This is a genomic window from Ktedonobacterales bacterium, assembly GCA_036557285.1.
GTDB lineage: Bacteria > Chloroflexota > Ktedonobacteria > Ktedonobacterales > DATBGS01 > DATBHW01.
In genome coordinates this window covers 115552-140900 of sequence record DATBHW010000005.1, presented here as the reverse complement: position 1 = coordinate 140900, position 25349 = coordinate 115552, and the positions used below count along the sequence as shown (strand labels likewise).

Genomic DNA, 25349 nt, shown 5'->3' with positions numbered 1-25349 from the left:
AAGGCTGATGCGGTATAATAGCGGCAGCACTACCCCTCGCTGGCGAGGGCAGTCCCCGCAGGACTATAAGGAGTAACCGATGGATTTTCGCCTGACCGAAGAGCAACAACTGATCCGCGATACGGCGAAGCGGATCGCCCATGAGGTGATTGCGCCGCGCGCCGCTGAACTTGATGAGACGGGTGAGTACCCCGAAGATATTTTTCAGGTCTATAAAGAGGCTGGCTTGCTGGGCCTGACATTCCCAGAGCAGTACGGTGGCAGCGGCGCGGGTACGATGGGGCTGGGGCTGGCGGTGGAAGAGGTTGCCAAGGTTGATAACTCCTGTTCGCTGATACTGCTGCTGACCAGGCTTTCGACCTCGGCGATTCTCAAGTATGGGACTGAAGAGCAGAAGCAGAAATACTGCCAGGGGACGGCGCTGGGTGAACTACGCGGCGCATTTGGGCTGACAGAGCCGGGGGCTGGCTCCGATTCGGCGAATATCCAGACACGGGCTGAGCGGCGCGGCGATGAGTATATTCTGAACGGGACGAAGCATTATATTTCCGGCGCGAGCGTGGCCGATTTCTTTCTGGTCGCCACGAAGACCGATGTGAAGGCTGGTTCGAAGGGCTTCAGCGTCTTTATTGTGGACCGCGATACGCCGGGCTTCCGCGTGGGCAAGTCTGATCGCAAGATGGGCGTGCATGGCGTGCCGACCTGCGAGTTAATCTTCGAGGATGCGCGTGTACCCGCGTCACAGATCGTGGGGCAGGAGAACAACGGGTTCAAGCTGATTATGTGGAACCTGAACTCGGTGCGGCCTATTGTGGCGGCGCGTGGCCTGGGGACGGCTGAAGGGGCGATTCAGTATGCCATCGAGTACGCTAAGCAGCGCCATACGTTCGGCCAGCCGGTGATTGAGCATCAGGCGATTCAGATGATGATTGCCGATGTGGCGATGCGTATCGAGGCGTCGCGGCTGTTGACCTATCAGGCGGCCACGCTGGTTGACGAGGGCAAAGCCGATAAGCACCACGCGCACTGGCTTTCGATGGCAAAATGCTTTGCGACGGAGACAGCGGTTGAGGCGGCGGACAAGGCGCTCCAGATTATGGGCGGCATCGGGTATATGCAGGAGTCGGCGACAGAGCGCTTCTATCGTGATGCCCGGCAGTTGACGATTGTCGAGGGTACCAGCCAGGTGCAGCGGCTCATCATCGCTCGCGCGGTGGCGGAGGATATGCTCAACTGGCGGTAGGCTCTGGAAATCTGGGCTGCTTCATGGGCAGGGGTAGGCGATGCGGATGCGTATAGCCGCCAGCGAACAGCGCCAGCAGCCCCTCATACTTCAACGAAGACGGTTACGCATCGGTGATCAGGGTGGAGAAGACGACAAGCCGTCTATTAAACTCGGTGCCAACCCACGCGCCATAGCAGCTAATCAAGTTGAGATTGGCGGTGGGGGCGGGGCCAAAGACCCGCTGAATTACCGGGTCGGTGGGGCCGCCATCGGGATTGTCGAACGATTCAATGCTCGTGACCCGGAAGGTGAACGTTTGCCCTGCCTGGTTGGTGATGCTGATGTGGTCGCCGGGCTGCATCTGGCGCAGATTCCAGAAGATGGCGTGGCTGCCATCACTCCGATCAACATGACCAGCCAGAACGGCGTTACCTGGCTGTCCGGGAGCCGCTCCACGCTCCCACCAGAAGGCGGTGTTCCAAATAGGGTCGCTGGCCGGATGCCCGGCGCCGGGCGCAGCCATAGCTCCATAATGGTCTTCGCCAACGGGCATAATCGGCGAATCTACCCCCAGCCGGGCGATGCGTATCCTGTTCGGCTGGTTGGGGGCGCTGTTCGGATGCGCGGTCTGGTTTGCTGCCCCACCTGCAAAGAGGTTCAGCCCGCAAGATGCGAGCGTGAGCAGAGCGCAGAACAGCCCGTAGATCATCAGAACGCGTTGAGCGATAGAAAGCAAGAACCCTGGCGACTTCATAGACATTCACGCAAGCATCCAAGAAGATAGAGTATCACATGCGCACCCATGGCGCATTCTTCTTCTGGCATATTGCGTGCCAATGGCGTCAGGTTCCTCTAAGGCGTTGGCGTCGCGTCTGTATTGTCAGGCGGAGTGTTGTCGGAGCTGGGAAAGAGCGCGCCATCAATGCTGCTCACTTTCCACGAGCCGTCATCGCCTTTGGTGACGCCGATGGTGATGGTTACTGCCTGCTGTTTGCTGCGTGTCACGCTGAAGGTGAATTGTTTATGATTGGCATCAATGGAGGTTGAGCCTGCCGGAGTATAGTTGGTGATAATCCCTACCTGATCGGCTGCTTGCGCCTGCTGAATAAAGTCATCTTGGGAAAGCGCCCCGCTGTGGTCCTCAAAGGCTTCCTGTACATTGCTCGCGCAGTGAGCATAGGCGGCTTTATACTCTTTTTGCTTCATAGCGTCCATGAATTGAGTAGCGACGATCTGCCCGCCATCGCTAAAGAGTGTTGGCCGCAGTTGGAAGAAAGCAATGGCCCCGACAATACAGAGGACCAGCAAGACACCAGTGAGCGCGACGGCGAGCCAGACGTTACGTGGCTTTTGGGGCTTGACCCTAGTCTGGGCGTGGTCGAGGAAATCCTGGCGCAGCGCGCGCAGGCGCTCGGTGCGCTCGAAATGCGCTTCTCTGGTTTCCTGGGCTGAGGGGAGTCGTGGGCGGCCTGGCGGGGGATCGTTGGGATTGATGAAAGGGCGAGAGCGCGGCGCTTGACCAGACCCCGGCATGCCAGCGCGCCGCGCGGATGGTCTGGGTTGACCCGCAGGATCGGGTTTCGCGCTGCGGGCTGCGGGCTGGTTAGACATGGGTCGTGAGGGATTGCGTCTGGGATAGGCTCCGGGTTCGCGCTGCGAATCACGCATGGGGCTGGTTCTCCTCGGCTCTGGTGATGCGATAGCGAGGCTGCTGCGCCGCCGGAGCTATCGGTTCCTGATAGCTGCATCATAGACACATCGGGCGCTCGTTTGTCGCGTGGCCTGGATAACTCGGCGGTGTCGCTACTATAGCCGCAGCCCCGTGTCGTTGTCAAGATGCCTCGCCTGCGGCACAGCCTCTGGCTGTAGTGGAGAAAAAGGCTCTACTGAGGCGAAACGGCGATTCAAGCGGGCAAGAGCGCGCTATGCTGGTGATGACGAGTGTAGCCAGGATGGGCTATTTACTGAAGGCCCGCAGGGCAGTTGGAAGGGATTGCTCAATCAAATCTTCGCGCAGGCGCTTGATGCGTTCTCGATAGGCGTCTTCGGGTTGCCTGCGTCCGATTTTAGGCTTATCGCCCATACTGACGTGCCACTTGCGGAACGCCAGGCCGATCTGGGTCTGATAGAGCGCCTTGGCCGTCAGCCAGGAGCGCCAGCCACGCTTGAAGAAATAAAACCGTTCCAGTCGGGTACGCCGGAATGAGCGTTGGAGAAGGAGATACTCATCCGGGGTGATGGTTCCACGAATGACCTCATCGGCCAGGTATTCACGGACGACAGTGGCTTCGTGGTTGAGTGAGCGCATCAGCAGATAGAGCAGAGCGCCCTGGGCGATAAAAGGCGGGATATAGTCAGCAATGATAGCAATGAGGGCAACCGTTGCGACCAGATCTGAGCTAGGCGCGTCGTGGATGGCAGCACTGGCCTGGAAATCAACGAAGTCAAAGAGGGTATGGAGCAGGACGCCAACTCCAAAACCCAGTAAGGGCATGGCCCATTTTTGCCAGGGGATCCTGGTCTGGCGCGCGTACCCTAGCCCGGCCCCCAGGCACGCCGTAAAGGTAGAATGCCCCAACCAGCCGAGGACGATGCGGCCAATAATCAGGAAAAGCAGCGATTGTTTGGAGTCCTGAGCGAAATAGACGAAGTTCTCCACCATAGCGAAGCCAGCGCCGATGAGAGCGCCGTAGATGATGCCGTCGGTCACGTTATCGAATTCATCGCGCAAGGCGATCAGTAAGATGATCAGACCGGCCCCCTTGACGACTTCTTCGGTGACGCCAGCGTTGGCTCCCAGTAGAAACGAATTCATCACTTCGGCGGCAGTGCGCGAAAGCCAGCCGAAGTGAATGGTTGCAATGCCATCAACAATGGTATGCTCGATCAAAAGCGCCGGGGGGATGGCGATCAAAGCGCCCCAGAGGAATGCGCCTAAGCGAAGCAGCCAGGGTTCCCGCTCATAGCGATCAATGATGTTGACAAGCAGGACAATGCCCAGCGCCGGCACGACGGGAATAGTTATAGCGGCCAGGACGTTGGGCAGCCCTCCTTGCGAGATGACCTGTGCGCTCAACTGCGCGTTTCTGAGGAAGGTGAGATACGCGCAGCCGATGAAGAAAAGAAAGCCAAATAACACAGCGGCAGCGGTACCCAACGCCCAGAATCTACCCCTGTCGAACCGCTGGCGCACAGCAAATTGAAGGGTGACACCCGGACTCATGCTCAAGAGTCCACCGGATTTCTTCTCACCTCTAGCAACCATTGCCAGCACAGCTTCATCCATATGCCTGGCGCTTACCTTTGGTAAAAGCTGGTGTTCTGAGGCGAAGGGTTCAGATGGTTGGAGCGCGGCAGATGGCGCTGTCTTTTCATCCATCCTGGCCTGTTTTGAGGGCTGCTCGGTACGCGGGGCCAGGAGTTGCAGTGTTGTCTGGCCCAGCAGCAGCATCGCGCCAGGCTCTATCTCTCTTGAGTTACCAGAAGGAACATTGACTTTATCCACATGCAGCAGATTGTGTGTGCTGAGATTTTCGATCAGCCAGGTACCATTACGCCAGGTGAGCCGGGCATGTTCGCGCGAAACAGTGGGGTCCATCAAGACCACATGATTATTCAGCCCACGACCAATGCTGGTGCTGGATTCGGCGAGAAGATAAAGCGGGTCTGGCAGACTGGCCGCGTTCCCTGTATAACCGGGCAAGTCCCAGGCGCCTAATCCAGTGTTTTCTGTGCTGGCTTCAGATCGCTTACGGGCGTCATCCTCGGCATGGACCACACGCAGCACACCATAACTCGAACTCATACCGAATCCCTGCAAGAGAAGCTATATCATAAGTATTTTGATGGAAACATGGCCCTTTTTATGCCCCTGCAACTATAACAGAAACCTGTGCATTATGCCAGTGACGGGCGCACCTGGCTGCTTTTGAGCGCATCCTAAAGCATCCTAAAGAAGAACCTTTATTGCATAGTCAGGGCCACCAGACCGTGAAGCGTTGGGGAAGGCGCCAGAACCTCTGCTCAAAGTGTTGGGCTGGAGCCACTGGGCTGCTATTGCTGACCTGGCTATACCCTAAGTATACGGTAATCTCTGCCGTTCTGTACAGCCTCTCGCCTGCCTCTTTTGTGGACGAAGATCGTTTAGTTGGCGTTACTGACCTGAAGATCACCCGTTAATCAAGATGAAAGAGAAGAATGTGTAGTGCGGTTCTGTAGCTCAGCTTCGTAGCGCGTTCCTGAAGCGCGTGGTTGTAGCGCGGATTTGATCAGTGCGTAATGGTAGCGTGGAATCGTAGGATGTATACCTGCTAGTGTAGATTCCTGAGCGCGTTTCCGTAGGCTGGTTGTGTAGGGCGTCCCTGTAGTACAGTAGTCTTGCTAAGTGCGTCCCTTGTAGCGCATTGCGTTGTAGTGCGTTGCTGGAGCGCGTCACGGTTTTCTTCATAATTTTCCTTTGCCAGAGGCGAGAAGGGGAGCCTTCCTTTCTCGCCTCTGGCTTTGGGTTCCACCAATTATCGGGGGTCACTTGTAGCGCCGCCTTCCAGGCGGCCAACGCTGCGCCCTGGCGCGCGTTCGCCCGCCAGGCCAGCGGACCAGCAGGCCAACGCTGGCCGCCAAGAAGGGACGCGCGAGCGACCAACGGGAGCGAGACTGCCGAGGCTGGACCGCGCGACCGAGCGCAGCGAGGGAGAGTGCGGGAACCCAGTTCCCGCAAGCGGTCCAGGCCGCAGGCCCAGCCGAGGCAAGCGGCCCTCTCCGAAGGGAGGCGGCGCTACCAGTAACACGCCTCGCTTGCCAACACCTCAGATTTGGGAGAACCCTGGCTTTGTGTCCTGTTGACACTTTCCCTCCCATCGGGCTATCATACCCCTGTTCTGAACTGCTCATAAGAAACGATAGAAGCTGATGAACGAGGAAGCCCTGAGCATCTTTGCGGAGGCGGCCCAGGATATGGCTTCGGCTGGGCTGGAATTGGCGATTGGGCGGCATTTTGCCTGTGCCGACATATGCAATCAGGTAGCAGAGAAATCCTTCCAGGCGGTCAGCGTGCGGCGCGAGGGGCGTCGTATCATGTACGACCATGATCTGCGCGCTCTGGGCGCAGCCGTAGACGCTCCTGCGGAGATTCTGGAGGACGCTGCGGCGCTTTCGCCCTATCATCCTGAAGCCTACTATGCCGAGACCCCCCCGGAAGAAGCCGACCAGACCATCAGCGCCGAAGAAGCCCATGTCTTGATGCAGCGAGCCAGGCGTGTGCTGCGCTGGGCGCGAAGTGTTGTCGTTGAAGCTCCCTGAAAACAGACTCTCTGAGAGCATATTTTCAGAGAGTCTAGTTTCAGAGGGTCTATTTCCAGAGAGTCTATTTCGTGCAGCCCAAGGCCAGCACACGTATCCTAGCCGGACCACTGCTGGATTGCTTAGATCGTTGCCGTATCCAGCATAACAACAGGAGACAAAGCGTCTCCAGATAAGGGAGGAACCTGTGGCGCAGACTACCTACGCGACATTTGAGGAGGCGGTGCGTCAGTCGCCGCACAAGTGGGTCTATCTATTTAGTGAAGGCAACGCAAAGATGCGCGATCTGCTGGGCGGCAAAGGCGCCGGAGTAGCAGAAATGACCAATGCTGGTCTGCCTGTTCCGCCTGGCTTTACGATTACGACTGAGGCTTGTAACCAGTACTACACGGAGGGCGGGCAGTTCCCGCCGGGGATGTGGGACCAGGCCATCGCGGCGCTGCGTTACGTGGAAGAGCAGACCGGCAAGGGCTTTGGGGATCGTGAGAATCCCCTACTCGTTTCGGTGCGTTCGGGCGCGAAGTTTTCAATGCCAGGCATGATGGACACAGTGTTGAATCTTGGCCTGAACGATGAGACGGTGCAGGGGATTATTGCGCTCTCTGGCGATGAGCGGTTTGCCTATGACGCCTATCGCCGCTTTGTGCAGATGTTCAGCAAGATCGTGCTGGGGCTAAGAGCCGAACCGTTCGAGCATCTGATCGAGCAGTACAAAGAGAAGACTGGCGCGGCTACGGATGCCGATATTCCGGCCAATGCGCTTAAGCAGATGACCCAGGATTTCAAGCATCTGGCAGAGCAGCAGAGCAAAGAACCCTTCCCAACCGATGTCTACGAGCAACTGAAGAAGGCGATTGAAGCCGTTTTCTCCTCGTGGAACAATAAGCGCGCGATTGACTACCGCAACTTCAACAAGATTCCGCATGATCTGGGCACGGCGGTCAATGTGCAGACGATGGTTTTCGGCAACATGGGCGACCAGAGCGGCACTGGCGTGGCCTTCACTCGTGACCCCAGTACCGGCGAGAAGATGCTGTATGGCTCCTATCTGGTGAACGCGCAGGGCGAAGATGTCGTGGCGGGAATACGCAATACGTCGCCGGTTGAGCATCTGCAAGAGGAGATGCCCCAGGTCTATCAGCAGTTCCACGAAATTGCCGAGCGGTTGGAGCGCCATTACAAAGATGTGCAAGACCTGGAGTTCACGATTGAGCGCGGGCGGCTCTATATGCTCCAGACGCGCTCAGCCAAGCGCACAGGCGCTTCGGCGGTGAAGACGGCGGTGGACATGGTGCGCGAGGGCATCATCGCCGAAGAAGAGGCGGTAAAGCGGGTCGAGCCTAACCATGTGGTGCAGCTTTTGCTGCCGCGCTTTGACCCGAAGGCGCAGGAGAAGGTGCGCGGCGAAGGGCGTATGCTCGCCAAAGGGGTGAACGCTTCGCCGGGCGCGGCCTATGGTAAGGCGATCTTTGACGCTGACCGCGCCGAGGAGTTGGGCAAAGCCGGGCAGCGTGTGATTCTGGTGCGCCAGGAGACCAGCCCGGATGATGTGCATGGCATGCTGGTTTCCAAGGGCATTCTGACGAGCCGGGGCGGCACAGGCAGCCATGCGGCGGTGGTGGCGCGTGGCCTGGGGCTGCCTGCGGTGGTGGGCTGCGATGCGCTGGCGGTGGATTATGAGCAGCGCCAGTGCCGCGTGCGCGGGACGGATACCGTTGTTCACGAGGGTGATGATATTTCGATTGATGGGACTTCCGGCGAGGTCTTCAAGGGCACTATTCCAACTGTGGAAGCCAATTTCAAGGAAGAGAAAGACCTGCAAGAACTGCTGGGCTGGACTGACAAGTTCCGCCGCCTGGGCGTCTGGGCGAACGCTGATTACCCCCGCGACGCCGCGCGCTCAGTGGAGTTTGGCGCGGAAGGCATCGGCCTGTGTCGGACTGAACATATGTTTATGGAGCAGGAGCGCCTGCCCGTTGTGCAGCAGATGATCCTGGCCTCCAGCAAGGAGGAGCGCCAGAAGGCGCTGGATAAACTGCTGCCCTTCCAGCGCGAGGACTTTATCGGCATCTTCCGCGCGATGGTCAATCCCAGGACCGGCGAAGGCTATCCGGTGGTCATTCGCCTGATTGACCCGCCGCTGCACGAGTTCTTGCCATCCTACGAGGAATTGCTGGTTGAGGTGACGCGCCTGGAGGCCACCAACGGTGATAAGCAGGAACTGGCACACAAGCGCAAGTTGCTGGATGCCGTTGCCAGCATGCGCGAAGCGAACCCGATGCTCGGCTTGCGCGGCTGTCGGTTGGGCCTGCTCTTCCCTGAGATTAACATCATGCAGACGCGGGCGATTCTGGAAGCCTGCGCGGCGCTGGCAAAAGAGGGGCTGAAGCTTCAGCCGAAGATCATGATCCCGCTGGTGGGGCATGTGAACGAACTGCGCGAGGTGCGCCGCCAGCTTGAGGCAGAGGCCCAGGCGGTTGCGCGGGAGTCTGGGGCCGGGCAGCAGATCGCCTATAAGTTTGGGACGATGATCGAGCTACCGCGCGCGGCGCTGACCGCCGGCCAGATCGCCAAAGTGGCCGATTTCTTCAGCTTTGGCACAAACGACCTGACCCAAACGACCTTTGGCATGAGCCGCGACGATGCCGAGGGTAAGTTCTTGCTGAAGTATGTAGAGGGTTTGGAAGAGCCTGGGCTGGATCAGCCGGTGAAGATTTTGCCGACCAATCCCTTCCAGACATTGGACCGCGATGGTGTAGGCCGCCTGATAGACATTGCGGTAGACGAGGGGCGCGCGGTGAATGACCACCTGGAAGTGGGCATCTGTGGCGAGCATGGCGGCGACCCGGACAGCGTGGCTTTCTGCCATGAGGTGGGGTTGGATTATGTAAGCTGCTCACCGTTCCGCGTGCCGGTGGCGCGGCTGGCGGCGGCGCAGGCTGCGCTGGCGAAGAGCGAGCGCGATAAGTAAGCCCCTCGAAATGCCGCCAGGGTTCGCCTGAACGCAAGATAATATGCGATAATGAAAGATGGGGATGGTTCTCCTGAGAGCAGGAAGCTATCCCCGTCTCTCATTATGGTATGAAAGATTCGGTTGGAGGCGCGACTTTTTAGATCGTCTGCTAAATGGTCTATTGGAGATTGACAAATGCCAGGCCGCCTGCTATTATAAGGCATAATTGTTGCTGGCGTCATCCTCATACCATACCTCAAGCCCATAAAACTCATGGCGCATGCGTTGACTGATTCCAGTTTGCTAGCGGGAGTGCAAACCGCTATTGACGAGCAGCACCTGTTTCCCGACGGCGGCGTGGTGGTCGTAGGGGTATCAGGTGGGCCAGATTCCGTTTGCCTGCTGCATGTTCTGAAGAACCTCTGTGGACCTGTAGGCCCTTATGCCGGTATCAGGGTACATGTGGCCCATCTCGATCATGGGCTGCGCGGCGAAGCTGGCCGAGCCGACGCGGCATTTGTGGCTGATCTCGCCAGGCAGTGGGGCTTACCCTTCACGCCTGGGCGAGAGGATGTTCAGGCACAGGCACAAAAGACCCATCGCTCGCTGGAAGACGCTGCCCGGCGCGCGCGCTATGCGTTTCTGCGCCGGATTGCTGCTGATGTTGGCGCGGCGCGGATTGCCGTCGCCCACCATGCTGATGATCAGGTGGAAACGCTGGTGATGCACTGGCTGCGGGGGAGTGGGCTGGCGGGCCTGGCCGGGATGCGCGCGCTGGAGGGCGATATTATCCGCCCGCTGCTGCGTATCCGCCGCGCGGAGATTCTCCGCTATTGCGAACAGCATCGCCTCGCGTCTCGTGAGGATGCCAGCAACCAGGACCGTCGTTTCCTGCGCAATCGTATCCGCCACGATCTGCTGCCGGTGCTGGAACGCTATAACCCGAATCTGCGTGAGACACTGCTGCGCAACGCTGTAGTGCTGGCAGAGGAGAATGCCTATATCGAGGCGCAGGTTGACGCCTGCTGGCCTGATGTTATTGTCAGTGAGCAGGTGTCTTGCCTGGAAGGGGATGTGGAAGCCTATCGGCTTTTGCCACTGGCGCTGCGTCGGCGCTTGCTGCTGCGCGCGGGATGGCGGATTTCGGGCGGCGAAGCTCGTCTGGGCTACCGCCATGTGGAGGCGAGCGATGCCCTGCTGCTTGGCTCATCTGGTTCTGGCGCGCTTCATCTGCCTGGCGGGCTGCGGCTGCGCCGTGTATATAAGCGGTTCACCCTGGGGTATGTATCAGAGCTTGCACGCAAGAGTACAGCCTCTGGCGCGCTGCCGCAGTATCAAGAGCGCGTACTATTCTCTGTGCCAGGCGAAGCGAGATTGCCTGGCACGCGCTGGTTGGTACGAGGGCATGTGTTGGATGGGCAGAACAGTCCGCCACCAGGCTACGAGCGTGGCGAGCCTGGGCGGCGCTGGGGGTATATGGACCTGGATGCGGTAGAGGCGTATCAACCGCTCTACGTGCGCACGCGGCGGGCCGGTGATCGCTTTCGCACGCTGGGCCTGCGCAGTGAGAAGAAGCTGCAAGATGTAATGGTGGACGCGAAAATCCCCCGCCCCGAGCGCGATGCGCTGCCGCTGGTGTGTGGGGCTGATGATCGTATCCTCTGGGTGGCTGGCTATCAGGTTGCCGATGTGGTGAAGCTGACGCCGACGACGCGGCGTGTGCTGGCGTTGGAATTGGAAGCTGTTTTGTAGCATCGAATCAGGTATCGAATTAAGAAGGAGGATATGTGCATAACGACATTGAAGAAGTCATCATTACCCAGCAGCAATTGCAGCAAAAGGTGGCAGAGTTGGGACAGCATATCAGCCACGACTATAAGGGGCGAGCGCCGCTGCTGCTGCTCTGTGTCTTGAAGGGCGCGCTGATGTTTGTAGCCGATCTGGCGCGGGCGATTGATTTGCCGCTGGAGATGGATTTTATGGTCACTTCCAGTTATGGCAGCGCCACCGAGTCGAGCGGAGTGGTCCGTATTGTGAAAGACCTGGAAGAACCTATCGCTGGCAAGCATGTGCTGCTCGTAGATGATATTGTTGACAGCGGCTTGACGCTGCACTATTTGCTGGAGGTGCTGCGCACGAGGAACCCGGCCAGCCTGCGGGTTTGCACGCTGATTGATAAGGTGAAGGAACGCGCGAAAGTCGTTACCCCGCATTATATTGGTTTTCAGGTCGCTGATCGCTTTGTGGTGGGCTATGGGCTTGATTATGCGCAGCATTACCGGAACCTGCCCTACATTGGAGTTCTCAAACCAGAGGTGTATCAGGCGCCTATAGACGGCGCTGATACTTCGGGTAAAGGACGATGAAGCGTTCCTGGTTCTTCTTTTTGCTCTCATCTCGATCATCTTAGTTGAATGGCGGAATCAGTATGGCTCGGTTAAGCGCGCAGGGCGGCGTCTTCTTGCTGGATGGGCAGCCCTGGTTTTGGCGAGCAGGCGAGTTTCAGTATTTTCGTATTCGGTCTGATCTCTGGCGGCCAGGGTTGGAGAAGCTGAAGGCGGCAGGCTTTAACGCTGTCTCCAGCTATATTCCCTGGGTCTGGCACGAGCCGGAAGAAGGCGCGCTCGATTTTCACGGTCAAACACATCCGCAGCGGAACCTTGTGGCTTTTCTGGAGGCGTGCCGCGAAAGTGGGCTGCCGCTGATGGCGCGGCCTGGGCCGTATATTTATGCTGAGTATCGCGGCTTTGGTCATCCACGCTGGTTAGGTGAAAAGTATCCTGATACGGTGATGCGCGGCCCCGATGGGCGGCTGATTCGCGGGGATCATTACTTCAACTTTGCGGTGATGCAAGCAACCTATCTGGCAAAAGTGGAACACTGGTACGCGGCGGTGGTGGAGGCGCTGCGAGCCTATTTCGACGCTCCCGTCATCAGCTTCCAGCTTGATAACGAAACCGGCCTGATGTATGGAGCCTCGCTGGGCAAGTTTGATTTTAACCCCGATACAGTGGGGCGCTATCGCATCTTTCTGCACGATACCTACGGCGAGATTGAAGACCTGAATGCTGCCTGGGGTACGAACTTTCGCGCCTTTGGGCAGATTCTCCCCCCGCGCGGCAAATGGGGGCGCGGCGAGGCTATCGATTGGCAGCGTTTTCTTGAAGACTGGCTGGTCAGCTATCTGAAGTATCTGCGCAAGATTGCCGGGGAGCTTGGCGTGCCAGTGCCGTTGGTGATCAATGAGCCGACAACCTATCGCAGCCCGTCTCATCCAGGCAGTAAGTCGAAGGTCGCTGATGTCTACGGCTTTGATCTCTACACCAAAAGTACCAACTCCATGGCAACCGCTGATTTCCCTTTTCTCTCGTCGCGTGGCCCGGCGCTTTTTAGCGCCTATGCCACGCCTGAGCGACCGTCTGCTTGTCTGGAGTTGGGGACGGGCTGGTGGGATATGCGGGCGCGGATTGCTCATGAGGCGACGGTGCAGGCGGTGCTGGGCTGCGCGGCGCATGGCACGCGCGGCTATGCCATGTATATTGCCCATGATGGCAAAGACCCGGAAGGCGCGCCCTATCACTTTCAGACGCTGCTGGATGAAGAGGGCCGCGAGCAGCCGCGCTATGAGGCGGTGCGCGGCGTGCAGCAGTTTCTTGCCCAGCACGAGCAAATGATATTGCAATCAACCGAGAGCAGCGATGCTATCGCCTATCTGCACTATCAGCCCTACAGCCGTTTGACTAAAGACGAGTATCTGCCGAGGTGGGGCGTCCAGAGGCCGCTGCCGTTTTTTGCGACGCTGGGGTCGTTTGGCTTCTATGATCTGTTGCTGAGCGCAGGCTATCAGCCGCGCTTCTTTGATCTGGAGCAGGCGCCGGATGAGCAATTGGCGACCTGTCGGGTTGCCATCTTGCCGACCAAGGGCTATCTTGACGAGGAGAGCCTGGCGAAGCTGCGCCGCTATGTGGAACAGGGCGGGCAGCTTATCACGCTGCCAGGCCCGATTTACAGAGATGCTTATGGACGGTGGTTGGCGGATGCCGGGGTGCTCTATCCCTATACTGTGCAGAGCGCGCAGTGGCTGGGGGCAGGAAAAATGCTGCTGGGGCTGCTGAACGGCTGGGGGATTCGTTACCGCCTGCTGAATCGGCGGAGGCTGGCGCGCGTGATGCCTACCGCGATGCACCTAAGCGATCTGGCCGAACCGCTGTTGGTAGGCCAGGCGATCAAGTTACCCGGCGCGCGGCTGACCTCGGCGGGCGGCGCGGCGGTGCGTGGCGATTATCGGCTGATCCGCTTTTTCGGTCTGGCACAACAGGGTGGAATGTACTTGATCGATAGCGCGAATGGCATTCTGGAAGGCCGAGTAATTGGTGTTCCGCCAGACCAGGTCGTCCTGCGCTCCGGGTCGCGGGTGGCGGGCTATCGTGTGGAGGTGGGACGGGGGACCAGTACAGTGCTGGGGACAATCCCGGGCGGGGCGTATGCCACGTCAGTTTACTATCGGCTGACGCCTGAAGAACGTGCCGGGCTGCGCCGCTTTGTGGTGGAATTGATGGATGCCGCCGGGGTTCAGCGCCAGGCAGGGAGCGATCTGGAGATTGAGACTGTGCGGAGGCGCTTGCCTGATGGAAGCTGGCTGCTCTTTCTGCTGAATCGGCTGGGCGAACAGCGTGGCGAGTTGAAGCTGACGCTGGAAGGGTTGACGGATGTTCGCGTGGAGACACTATATAGCTATAAGCATTCGCGTGCTGAGTGCAGCGGCGCTGGGAAACTCAATCTGCTGCTGGCGGCGGATGATGTGCTGGCGCTGCATATGATGCCCGCGTGAATCGTATGCTACAATAGCACATGGAAGGGAGAGTGGGGGTGACACTTTTCGCGGAGGTTTATAGGCGCGCGTGATTGAGCAGCAGCAAGGAGCCAGTACCTATTTTCAGTTTGACCATTTCTCCCAATATCCGGCTATGGCGCACGCGGTCTTCTCTCGTCAGGGTGGCCTGAGCGCCGCGCCCTATGAAAGTCTGAATACGGGTTTAAGTGTTGGCGATGAGCGCCCGACAGTGTATGCGAATCGGCGCTTGCTTTCCCAGGCGCTGGGGCGGCCTGATTGGCCGATAGCGACTTCGTGGATTGTGCATGGTGATGAGGTCATTGAGGTTGGCGCGGAGTGGAAGCTTGACCACGACCAGCTTGGCGATCCGGGGTTTCGTCGGCGAGCCGATGCCCTGGTGACGAGGGAGCCGGGAGTATTTCTCCTCATCTCGTTTGCGGATTGTTTGCCTGTTTTGTATTTCGATCCGGTGCGGCGTGTGGCCGCTCTCACTCACGCTGGTTGGCGCGGCACGTCTCTTGGCATCGCTGGTCAGACTGTGCGGGCGCTGGCCGAGCGTTTTGGCTCACGGCCTACCGATCTGCTGGTGGGCCTGGCTCCGGCCATTGGCCCTTGCTGCTATGAGGTTGGGCCAGATGTGTTAGAGGCGTTCGAGCGTTCGGCTGAACTCAGGCAATCGGCGGCGCTTCAGCCGCATGCAGATGGACGCTCTGATCGCTGGATGTTGGACTTGAAGGAGACCAACCGGCAGCAGTTGCTGGCGGCTGGGGTAGCTCCAGAACATATCGAGATCATGCCTTTTTGTACGGCGTGCCGCACGGACCTGTTTTTTTCGCACCGACGCGAACACGGCAAGACCGGGCGTTTTGCGGTGTTGGCGGGTCTTAATGTGGGCTAGCGAACGATGGACGATCTGGTAGAGCGCATTCGAGAGGTGCGCTTGCAAGTAGCGCAAGCTGCGACGCGCAGCGGGCGCAGCGCGGATGATGTGACGATTATCGCTGTGACCAAGACGGTCCCTGTTGAACGTATTGCTCTGGCGTATGAGGTGGGCCTGAAAGTGTTTGGCGAGAACCGCGTGCAAGAGGCGCGCGCCAAGATCAGGGAGTTGCAGTACCCGCTGATTCGCTGGCATTTGATCGGCCATCTTCAGACAAATAAAGTGGCGCGGGCTGTGGAATTGTTTGATCTGATTCAGAGCGTGGATAGCCTGCATCTGGCGGAGGCGTTGGAGCGCGGCGCTGCGGCGCGCGAGCGAATGGTTTCCGTCTTGTTGCAGGTGAATGTGTCTGGCGAAGCCTCCAAAGAGGGGATAAGCCCTACGGAGCTTCCTCTGCTGGCGGCTGAGGCGCTGCTTTTGCCGCATCTGCGCGTGCTGGGGCTGATGACGATTGCGCCCTATACGACCCAGCCAGAAGAGGCGCGGCCCGTCTTTCGGCGGCTGCGGGAACTGCGGGATGATCTGCGCGAACGTTTTCCGCGCGGCTCGTGGGATGCGCTTTCGATGGGGATGAGCAATGATTTTCTGGTGGCGATTGAGGAAGGGGCGACGATGGTTCGCGTTGGCCGCGCTCTCTTTGGCGAACGGCCCGCTAAGGGCGCCTAACACAACCTCCGCACGAGCAGGGGCGGGGTTGTAGCGCCGTCCTTCCAGGCGGCAGGGGTGGGGCCACCCGTCGGTTGTGTGAGGCATTCTAAGGCGCGGCAGCCTGATTGATCCTTCTCCGGGAGAGGGGAGCAGACAATGAACGTAGGCGATTTGTTCTTTGGTCGGCGGATTCGCCAGAATCACGCGCTGGAGCATGCGACGGTCACGATTCTAACGAGGAAGATCGCTAATCTACGGGTCAGCGCCCGATCCAGCCCACAAGGTTTTGTCATTTTTGGTACAGTCGATCTGGATAAAGTTCGCGGGGCTGCTGCTGAAGCATTGGAGCGGCTCCAGGCGGGTGAAGCAGAACTGGCGATTCATCCGAACTGTGGGACGAATGTTGCCGTAGGTCTTTCGTTGACGATAGTAAGCTGGCTGCTAGCCCTGACGCTGATGCGCCCGCGAACCCGGCTGCTCTCGGCAGCGGCGGGGGTATTGGGCGCGATGGTGTTTGCCCGCCCGTTTGGCGCGGTGGTTCAGCGGCATGTGACCACGCTGCCTGACCTGCGCGGCGTGCGTATCAGTGACATTAGACGACGCTCGTACTTTGGCCTGTCCACCGTTGAGGTGCAAACCGCTCAGGGATAAGCGCACTGCCCGCTTGGCGATCCGGGGAGGAAGACATGTTTCTGCTCCAACATAATATTCTGCATGTGGTGATCAATCTATTCTTTGGTTGCTTAATTGCTTTGATGTTCGTGCGCATGATTCTGTCGTGGATTCGCCTCAGCGAGAGCAATCCGATCATGCTGTTTCTGGTGCGCTGCACAGAGCCTGTTATTGCGCCGATTCGCAAGCGTATTCCCCCAGTGGGGTTTTTTGATGTATCATGGCTTTTCGCCTGGGCCGCGCTGAGTATCATGGGCGTTTTACTGACCCAGGCGCTGCCCCCTGGGTGGTAGTGCTGCTTTGATTGAAAGGAGCTTGTTTTGGCTGGTAAAACAACGTTACAAGTGGAGTTACGCACGACACTTGGGAAGAAAGTAAAGCAATTGCGGCGCAAGGGAGTTATCCCCGCGAACCTTTATGGTCGGCGTCAACCCTCGCAGCCGTTGCAGGTGGACCTCTATACGTTGGATCGTTTTCTGGCAGGCCACCACGCCACCCGCGTGATCGATCTGCATCTGGATGGTGGCAAAGGCAAGGGGAAGGGCGAGGTGTTCAATGCCTTGATGCGTCATGTCTCGCGCAGCCCACGCTCTGGAAAAATCTTGCATGTTGATTTCTTGCGCGTGGCGATGAATGAGCCTGTGACCTTGCGTGTCCCGGTGACGCTGAATGGCACAGCTCCGGCGGTGACAGTGGAGAAGGGCGTTCTGCTCCATATTCTGGATACGTTGGAAGTCGAGAGTCTACCAGGGGATATACCTGAGGCGCTTGAACTGGATATTAGCAATCTGGAAAAGATTGAGGATACCCTCTATGTGCGCGACGTTACCCTGCCTCGCGGCGTGAAGCTGCTCAGTGATACGGATGAGCCAGTTGTCAAGGTCGTGGCGCCGCGCGCGGTGCTGGCGGAAGAGGCAGCGACGGCAGCGGCAGCAGCGGAGGAGGCAGCGGCGGCTCCTGCGGCTGAAGCAGAGGCCGCGGAACCTGGAGAAACTTCTGAATAGTATTTTATAGCGCGAGCCATAACATAACGTGAACATAGCGTGTTCCTTGCGTGCTTGAGTCTGTGCTTGAGCGGGACTGGCTGGACGAAGCCAGTCCCGCTTTTTATGCTGCTTGCCTATTTCTGTGCCTTCTTTCTTCTTTCGTCTTTTCTGCCTGGCGCTGTAGCCCAAAAGTCGTGCTTAAACTCCTGAGGCGGTTCCCTGATGCTATACTATGGCGCAGCTATGAGGAGAAGCAATCGAGAAAGCACACTGGTAATGAGACGACGGGAGAATCAACCATGCTGGCTCTTTGGGGAGTGGGGATAGCCCTGGCAGGGGGAGTGGTCGGCGCGGTGCTGGTTAATCTGCTGGCGGATGTGCTGCCGCGCGAGCAGTGGCGGTGGCGGCTGGGGAGTTGCCAGAAGTGCGGGGCTGCGCCGCCCGCGTGGCGTTATGCTCCTGTGATCGGTTTTCTGCTGCTGCGGGGACGATGCCCGCAATGCGGCGAGGGCTTGCCTCGTCGGCATTTCTGGATGGACCTGGCAGCGCCCACGACGCTTTTGCTCATTCTGTGGCGTGTCGAGACAGACCACCTCGAAACGTTATCAGCCGAAGCGCGATTTGCTTTGTATGGTGCGGTGACGCTGACGCTGCTGCTCATTTTTGTGATCGATCTTGAACATCACCTGATCCTGGATATAGTGACTTATCCATCAATGGCGGCGCTGCTGGCGCTTGGTCTGTTAGTCAATCATCGCGTCCTCGTGTTTATGCTGATAGGCGCTGTAATCGCGGGCGTCCTGTTTGGCTGTCTCTATCTGGTGGCGTATCTGGCCTATCATGCCGACGCGCTGGGCTTGGGCGATGTGAAGCTGGCGGCACTGGTGGGCTTGCTGATTGGCTGGCCGCAGATTTTTCAAGCCCTTATGTATGGCTGCCTGGCGAGCGCGGCAGCAGGAATGCTGCTGCTGATCGCCCGAAAGGCAGATTGGCAGACGATGATTCCTCTAGGCACAGGATTAAGCCTGGGAGCCTATCTGGCGCTGTTTCTGGCCCCGCTGTTGTGGTGAAAAAAGCACTTGTGCGAGCAAGCTGAACATGGTACACTCTGGCGCAATGAGCGAGCAGACCTTGCCCGGCGTTCATTGACCAAGCGATGTCTATATGAGGAGTGCGTCAATACGTGCATCAGCCTGGTTTATCTGCCAACCTTGATTCATTCGACCTGCTTGATCTGGCGCAGGTCATTCAGATGGCGCGCCGAGATCTCTCACTGGTAGTGCGCGCAGGCTCGCAGAGTCTGGGGGTTCTTCGCTTCTCTCAGGGAGAACTTTTGTGGGCTGAGTTTGGGACGCTGCGTGGGGAAGAGGCATTTATAGCCCTGGCTGCTCAACATACCGGAAGCATCGAGGAACATGCCTGGGATGGGCGCAGAGAGCGTAACGTGAACCAACCGCTTGCCCGGTTGGTGATGCAGGCGGTGGAATACCGGGATACGCACGGCAATCATTACGAGCCACAAGCGTCAGGAAGTGATAACCGCAGCCGACCTATCCAACCTGCTCCTTTATCTCAGCTATCACCGCCGTTATCAGCGGCGCCCCTGGCATCCCATGACCGCTTCAATGGTTCCAATAGTCGGCCACGCCTGGTCAATCCATCACCGCCGGAGCCAGAGGAACCGCTGCCAGAGGATGAGCAGGCACCGTCGTGGGTACAGCAGATTCATGCAGCGTCGGAGGCATTTTCTGCTCAATCAACGACTATCATTCCACCTGTTTCTGGCGCAGCGCCTCCTGCGGGGCCAGGTCGGCCTTCGTCATCCTTTTATTCTGCGCAGACGGAGCCGCTGGCGCCGCCTCAGCCTCCTTCAACTCAACCCCTCTCGTCGTCGCTCTTGCAGGAAGAGATGGATATTCATATTCCCGAACCAATAGTTCCCTTCTCTGCGCTTCATGGGAAGTTTGTACTTCCCTCGCTTGCCAATGGGAGCCAGGCTGCCGCTCGCCCGTCGGATGAGCCTGGGGGTGAGCCGCCGACGGTTCCACTGCCCAGCGTGCAGGGAGGCTTGCGGGATTATGGAGCTAAACATGAATCTCACCCGCGAGAGTCGCAGCGGGAAGCTGAGCCAGGGATAAAGCAAGCCATAAAGCCTGCGCCTGCCGCTCCGGCTCTCTCAGTTCCTGCTACAGCGCCCGCGCCCCCAGTTCCAACGGCGCCCCCAGGTGAACCCAAGATGTCGAGCCTCTCCATTCTGGAGCAACTGGCATACGGTGGATTTGGAAATAACAGCAGCGCAGAAAGGGCATCCACTGATACTAACAGATCGGTGGATAACGCGGCTGAGGCGCGGCTGGTTGAACCGCCGACGGGGCCACAAGCCTCCTCTCGCCTGCTTGATGGGGCATCTGCCAGGCAGAACGACACATTAGCGGCGCTCTCTGCTCCGTCATCTTCTACGTCTGCATCCGTAGGCGCACTGCCTGCTTCGAGTGGCCTGGCAGCGCCCTCTTCGGCCACAGGGAGCGTCGAGAGGATACAGCACTTGCGCCAGGTATTACATACATTTGCTGAGCAGGTTGGGGCAGCCTGTATTGCTACGGCGTTGATCCGCGCGGATGGGGCGCTGCTGGCGGAATATCACGCGCAGCGCGGCCAGGATCAAGACCTTGGCAGCCCTGCTTATCATATGGCGAATGTGATGCAATCCAGTTTGCGAACGCTGTTGATGGGTGGGTGGGGTGATCTGGAAGATACGATTATTACCGGCAACACCCATTCAGTGGTGCTGCGCCGTCTAGGCCGCGCAGAAAAGGGAGTCTTTCATGTGGCGGTGCTGGAGCGATCAGGAAATCCTGGCCTCTGTCGGGTCAGGATGCGCAATAACGAAGCTGCACTCCTCCAAAGGCTTTAGGTAGAATTGCCGAAAGTGACCTCTTGATTTTATAGCTGAGGCGCGCTAGAATGCCAGAAAATGGCTGATCGTTTGATGCGTTGCCCTCATCCATTCAGGAGGTTGACAGTGCCTGCTCCTTCTCCTACTGAACCCCCAAACGGTGGGCGCACCCATCAGGAGCATAATCCTCCACACCCGACTACAGCTTCTGCGCCTGCCAGCCCCCCTACAACACCGGCGATGAGCGAGCGGTTGATGCCACCAAAAAAATCTGCCGAGTTGCAGATTGATGTGAACAGCGAAAAGCTGCACGCCGACGTTGATCGCCTGACGCCGCTCTTTCTGGAGACGCTTGATGATATTGAACGCGCCGGATTGACGGGGCATTATGAGACCCCGGTGCGCCAGGCGATGCGGGCCTATATGACGGTGATGGATGGCGCCTGGGAGGCGCTGGCGGAGGAGCGTTTGACTGAGGTGGTCAATGGGCCAGGCTATCAACTGGAAATTACGAAACTGCATCAGTGGCTTCAGGAACGTAAACAACGCTGCGCTGAGGCGCTGGCTGCGCTTCAGGCGAAAGGCGCGTCTGCGCCACGCCCCCCCTATTCCTGGCGGAGCCGCGCGAAGTTCTATCGCCAGGCGATCAGCACCTGGGAGCAGACGCTGGATCGGCAGGGAGACGCGCATACCTCCGGCCAGGGCCTCTTTCGGATGCATGGTTACTATGGCCTGACGGCGCTGCGATCTTTTGAACTCTGGGCGCTCAGCCTGCTGCGCTGGGCGACGATTGGCGTAACAAGCCTGGTCTTTCTGGTCTATCTGGTGGGTATCCCCTTCATGGAAGGGATTTCGCCGCTGACGACTGCGGTTGTGCTGGCCCTGGTATTGGCGATAGGTTATTATATTGTGCGCCTGGTTGGTGGCGCATCGGCCCCCATGCTGGCGGTGATCGGCTATGCGCTCGCGCCCCGCCAGCGGGTGACGTTCACTGATGATGGGGTCAGTGTGGTGCCTACAGCAGCCCAGCGACGCCGCATGCGGCGCTTGCTGGAGATATGGTCTGCTCTGGTCCTGGGGGCAGCGCCGCTGATCTGGTTTGCAGCCGCCGCAATATTAGGCGTGTTACGAAGCGTCCTGGCAACGCCAGGAAATGCCAGTCAGGCGCTGCTCGATTCTTTAGGGCAGTTGAGCTTGCTGCTGGTGCTGATTCTCCCGCTTTCGTATCTCTTTTTTCTGCCGTTTGTGCTGTATAGCCAGACGCTGCTTTCGCGCGATCTGGCTGGACATCGAGACTGGGACATTCCGGCCCGCCGCTATCCCCTACGCTTCTCGTTGATCTTGCTCCCCTTTGAGATTGCCGGTGCACTGACGGTGAGTATCATCTTACGCCAGGTCTTTACCTTGCAGCACTATACGGTGCTACAGTTTGGGTCATTCCATCTGACGGTTTCGACCGTGCTGTATTTATTCTCCTTTTTGCTCCCCTATCTGTTGTTTATTGATTTGCCCTATCGCTATGGGGTAGATCATTGGCGCCTGAAGCATCTCAGGAAACTGCGCTCTGCGCGGCGACTGGCTGAAGAGGAGATCACTCGTTTGCCGCTGAAAGGAGAAGCTGGAGGAGATTTACACGAACTTCAGTATCACCTGGGCTGGATCGAGTATTATCAGACAACGATGGGTGAGATCAGGGAAACGCCGGAAGCGCCTTTCTCGGTGGAGCGGCGTACCACTGCGATTCTGCTGACGACGCCTTTGCCGCTGCTGCTGGCAGCCTTGCAAGATATTAAGAGCGGCGAGGCTATCAGCCAGGATGTGCTTGAGTTGGTGCGGCTCTTGATCGGGGTAAAGTGACGTTGTGTGCGCGCTGGTCTGAGACTGGCTGCTGCTTGACAGTGATGCTGCGCTGGATGATACTGAGTCGCAGAGGTAGACCGCTTTGATTCTACGCGCAGAGGCTGGGCCACTTGAGAAAGCGGCGCTGGCCGACATCATGCTCTGGGTACAAAGCGCCGTCGGCGTGTTCAGCAGAGCGTGAGGAGGGCAGCAAGTGATTGGCCCAACCATTCGTATAGCCCGGCTGTTTGGTATCCCCATTCGTATTGATTTTTCATGGATTTTGATCTTTGTTATCTTCGTTTATGCTGTCACGCAGAACTTTTTTAAGCCCCTGCTCCCTGGGGTAAATTCGTATGTGGCGATGCTTCTGGCGGCACTGACGATCCTGCTTTTTTTCGTCTCGGTCTTGCTGCACGAACTGGCGCATTCGCTGGTGGCGATTACGAATGGGCTAAAGGTGAAGGGGATCGCGCTCTTCATTCTGGGCGGCGCGGCGCAGCTTGAGGGAGAGCCGCGCAATCCCTGGGTGGAGTTTTGGATGGCGCTGGCCGGGCCACTGGCGAGCCTGGTGATTGGCGTGGTGTGTGGGGCGCTGTGCCTGGCCTCCGGCGGCATTGTGTTGGTGCGGGCGTATTTTCATCTTGATTTCTTGTCCAGCGTTTCTGCGGCAACCGCCGTATTATTCTGGCTCTCGCTGGAAAACATCTTTTTGTTTCTGTTTAATATGATCCCCGGCTTTCCCCTGGATGGCGGGCGGGCCGTGCGCGCCTTTATCTGGGGCGTTAGCCATAATTATAGCCTGGCAACGCGCGTGGCTGTCTGGCTGAGCCGAATCATAGCCTATCTCTTCCTGTTTCTAGGGGTATACACTCTGATTAACCAGGATTGGATGGGTATCTGGTGGCTGCTGCTTGGCTTGTTCCTGCTGAATGCGGCGCGAGCTGGCTCAAATCAGGTGGCAGTGCGCGAGGCGCTGCAAGGTTATGAGGTTGGGCAGTTTGTGCGACCCGGCGCGCCAGTGGTACCGGGGCAGCTCAGTCTGGAACTCTTGATGCAGGAATATTACGGGCGCTACGATGCCAGCCTCTATCCGGTTCGCGTGGGTGAGAAGCTTGCAGGGGTGGTGACGCGCGCGCTGGCGCAGCAGGCGCTCAGGAAACATGGGGAGTACCAGCGGGCCAGCGATGTGATGGCTCCTCTTGGGCCAGACTATGTGGTTGATGCGCACGTTCCGGCGCAGGAGGCATTTGATCGCATGGCGGCAAATTCGGCAGGGAGTGTACTGGTGATGGAAGGGGATCGCTTCCTGGGTGTGGTCTCGCAGGCAGAGATGCTGCGCATGGCCCGTGTCTTTCCGCTGATGCGGCGCAGGCAGGCTGGCGCGCCGCCAGAACCACCGTATTCGCTGCCGACGCCACCTGTGTTCCCGCCCGCCGCGCCCCCTGATGCGCCCGATCATTACGAACGATTTGGCCCATAAAGTCTGAGATGAGAAGCATATCTGAGAAGAGATCAGACAGGCGGGCGCCGCTTTTCCAATTCGCGCAGCTTGCTGTAAGCGTCAAAAACCCCTTCTGGTAGTTCCTGGTTCACGCCGATGGCTTCAGCAAGTTTGTTTGTGGCGTGGTCCAGGTGCTTTTTATGAATGCGCATATAGGGCGGGCGGTGTTCACGCCAATGCAGGAAGAGTCCAAGCAAAGCGGGCAGGAAAACGGCGAGTGTCCGAATGGTCCAGCCAGGCCAGCCCCACGCGCCAGGGGCTGAAGTGTCTATGGGAGGTGGGGGATTTGGGATAAGCACGTCAACCGCTTGCTTGGGTGGTGGGTAGGTCGCGTTGTAGTGTGCCAGGGCAAGCTGATACTGGTGCGCTCCGACTGCCCAGATGATAAGGACGATTGCCAGCGCGAGACAGGCAAGAAGCAGCCCACCCAGCAGCCAACGATGCTCTTTGAGCCAGGTGTTTTTCCTCATCCCTTCACCTCCCTTGAAATAACGCTGCCCATCTTCTCTTACTGCTTCATTCTATCTCAACTTCGGGAAACTGGAAAGAGCGTTTGCCAGCAAACCAGGAGGGGAGAACATTGCTTTCCGGGGCAGAGAAAGCGTAGAATAGAACTGTCGGACCCTGCTCTGCGCGTTTGTGTCGGCGTGTGCAGGATGGAAGGCGCTTTCCCTATCTATCAAAGATATAGGGTGACCATTCCTCGAAGAGGTGATTTCTTTGACTACGCTCATACCTTCATCGCAGCAGGCAGGAGGGGTAAAGGTGGATAGACAGGTCAGCGAATATGCGCGGGTGCTGCTTCAGCCAGGCAAGCTTTTCAGAGCCGAGCATGTTCTGGGGATGCCCGCGCCGTATCGTGATCGACTTAGCGGTGTGCGCGCTGAGATCACGCGCCTCTGGCTGTGGCCGCAGAGTGCGCAGGTGACAGCGGCTGTACGGTTTCGCAAGAATCTGTTGAGTAAAAAAGAGGATATTACCCCCCTTTCGGCAGATGCGCCACTTGAACCAGCCAAGAGGGAGGGCTGTGTAGAATTGCGCGCCAAAATGCAGGTATTTTGTACCGATGAACATCATGAGAAGGCGCGTTATCGAGTGGGCAACCTGGAGGGGCTGACCGTTGCTGCCAGGACTGGCCTTGCCGATGGCCTGGTGGTGCGCGTGCGCGCCCATCCTGAAGCAGAGGTTGAGCGCCCAACTGATCCGCTGGCGCCACTGGTGGCGGTGGCCGGACGACGCCTGGTGCTGTCGCCAGCCTGGGCGATGGCCGCTGGGGATGGGGAACTGGTGTTGAGCGCATTTCCGGCGCAGGTGGCGAGCAGCGTGGAGTATCTGAATGATTGGCAGGTCCGCGAGCGTATCTGGGCGATCCTGAATGAGAACCCTGCGCTTCAGCCCTATCTTTCCTGGCTGGGCATCGAGGTGAAAGATGGGGTTGCCTATCTGAGCGGGCGGTTGCCGATGGCGCGGCTGCGCAATTCCGCCAAGCAGGACATCTGGCACGTGCCTGGTGTGGTCGGGATTGAGGATACGCTGCGCGTGGAAGGCGACTAG

Annotated in this window: 20 protein-coding genes; 16 read left to right on the top strand and 4 right to left on the bottom strand. The window is 58.4% G+C overall.

Annotation, left to right across the window (positions count from 1 at the left end):
* Positions 1–79 precede the first annotated feature (79 nt).
* A complete protein-coding gene (locus tag VH599_02270) occupies positions 80–1243 on the top strand; it encodes an acyl-CoA dehydrogenase family protein (GenBank protein ID HEY7347118.1) in 1164 nt (387 codons plus the stop codon).
* A gap of 103 nt (positions 1244–1346) precedes the next feature.
* Here VH599_02270 and VH599_02265 read toward each other — a convergent pair whose 3' ends face one another.
* The 3 genes from VH599_02265 to VH599_02255 form a co-directional block, all read right to left on the bottom strand.
* Positions 1347–1985 (bottom strand): class F sortase, encoded by a 639-nt coding sequence (locus tag VH599_02265; protein ID HEY7347117.1) that lies wholly within the window; start codon positions 1983–1985, stop codon positions 1347–1349.
* A gap of 92 nt (positions 1986–2077) precedes the next feature.
* Complete coding sequence (locus tag VH599_02260; GenBank protein HEY7347116.1) at positions 2078–2893, bottom strand: hypothetical protein; 816 nt, start codon at positions 2891–2893, stop codon at positions 2078–2080.
* Positions 2894–3182: 289 nt separating this feature from the next.
* Positions 3183–5030 carry a PrsW family glutamic-type intramembrane protease gene (locus VH599_02255; protein HEY7347115.1) on the bottom strand — a complete coding sequence of 616 codons (1848 nt, stop codon included), beginning with the start codon at positions 5028–5030 and terminating at the stop codon, positions 3183–3185.
* Between the two features lie 1103 nt (positions 5031–6133).
* Here VH599_02255 and VH599_02250 point away from each other — a divergent pair.
* From VH599_02250 to VH599_02185, 14 genes are all read left to right on the top strand, one after another.
* A complete protein-coding gene (locus VH599_02250; GenBank protein HEY7347114.1) occupies positions 6134–6523 on the top strand; it encodes a HEPN domain-containing protein in 390 nt (129 codons plus the stop codon).
* Between the two features lie 187 nt (positions 6524–6710).
* Entirely contained in the window at positions 6711–9494 is a 2784-nt protein-coding gene (gene ppdK / locus VH599_02245; protein ID HEY7347113.1) for a pyruvate, phosphate dikinase, read from the top strand.
* Between the two features lie 267 nt (positions 9495–9761).
* Positions 9762–11228, top strand: coding sequence for a tRNA lysidine(34) synthetase TilS (gene tilS / locus VH599_02240; GenBank protein HEY7347112.1), 1467 nt, complete (start codon positions 9762–9764; stop codon positions 11226–11228).
* A 35-nt stretch (positions 11229–11263) separates the two neighbouring features.
* Entirely contained in the window at positions 11264–11842 is a 579-nt protein-coding gene (gene hpt / locus VH599_02235) for a hypoxanthine phosphoribosyltransferase (protein HEY7347111.1), read from the top strand.
* 62 nt (positions 11843–11904) lie between these two features.
* Complete coding sequence (locus tag VH599_02230; GenBank protein ID HEY7347110.1) at positions 11905–14307, top strand: alpha-amylase family protein; 2403 nt, start codon at positions 11905–11907, stop codon at positions 14305–14307.
* Between the two features lie 70 nt (positions 14308–14377).
* Complete coding sequence (gene pgeF, locus VH599_02225) at positions 14378–15208, top strand: peptidoglycan editing factor PgeF (GenBank protein ID HEY7347109.1); 831 nt, start codon at positions 14378–14380, stop codon at positions 15206–15208.
* A 6-nt stretch (positions 15209–15214) separates the two neighbouring features.
* On the top strand, positions 15215–15916 hold the full coding sequence (locus VH599_02220) for a YggS family pyridoxal phosphate-dependent enzyme (protein ID HEY7347108.1): 702 nt from the start codon (positions 15215–15217) through the stop codon (positions 15914–15916).
* Between the two features lie 138 nt (positions 15917–16054).
* A complete protein-coding gene (locus tag VH599_02215) occupies positions 16055–16549 on the top strand; it encodes a DUF6391 domain-containing protein (GenBank protein ID HEY7347107.1) in 495 nt (164 codons plus the stop codon).
* A gap of 35 nt (positions 16550–16584) precedes the next feature.
* Positions 16585–16863, top strand: a complete 279-nt coding sequence (locus tag VH599_02210) for a YggT family protein (GenBank protein HEY7347106.1) — start codon at positions 16585–16587, stop codon at positions 16861–16863.
* Between the two features lie 27 nt (positions 16864–16890).
* Complete coding sequence (locus VH599_02205) at positions 16891–17574, top strand: 50S ribosomal protein L25 (protein ID HEY7347105.1); 684 nt, start codon at positions 16891–16893, stop codon at positions 17572–17574.
* Between the two features lie 281 nt (positions 17575–17855).
* Positions 17856–18626, top strand: coding sequence for a prepilin peptidase (locus VH599_02200; GenBank protein HEY7347104.1), 771 nt, complete (start codon positions 17856–17858; stop codon positions 18624–18626).
* A 113-nt stretch (positions 18627–18739) separates the two neighbouring features.
* Entirely contained in the window at positions 18740–20470 is a 1731-nt protein-coding gene (locus VH599_02195) for a DUF4388 domain-containing protein (protein HEY7347103.1), read from the top strand.
* Positions 20471–20578: 108 nt separating this feature from the next.
* Complete coding sequence (locus VH599_02190; GenBank protein ID HEY7347102.1) at positions 20579–22309, top strand: hypothetical protein; 1731 nt, start codon at positions 20579–20581, stop codon at positions 22307–22309.
* 196 nt (positions 22310–22505) lie between these two features.
* Positions 22506–23774, top strand: coding sequence for a site-2 protease family protein (locus tag VH599_02185; protein ID HEY7347101.1), 1269 nt, complete (start codon positions 22506–22508; stop codon positions 23772–23774).
* 32 nt (positions 23775–23806) lie between these two features.
* Here the strand turns inward: VH599_02185 and VH599_02180 are convergent, their stop codons facing one another.
* On the bottom strand, positions 23807–24265 hold the full coding sequence (locus VH599_02180) for a hypothetical protein (protein ID HEY7347100.1): 459 nt from the start codon (positions 24263–24265) through the stop codon (positions 23807–23809).
* Positions 24266–24560: 295 nt separating this feature from the next.
* Between VH599_02180 and VH599_02175 the strand changes: the two genes are divergently transcribed.
* Positions 24561–25349, top strand: a complete 789-nt coding sequence (locus tag VH599_02175) for a BON domain-containing protein (GenBank protein ID HEY7347099.1) — start codon at positions 24561–24563, stop codon at positions 25347–25349.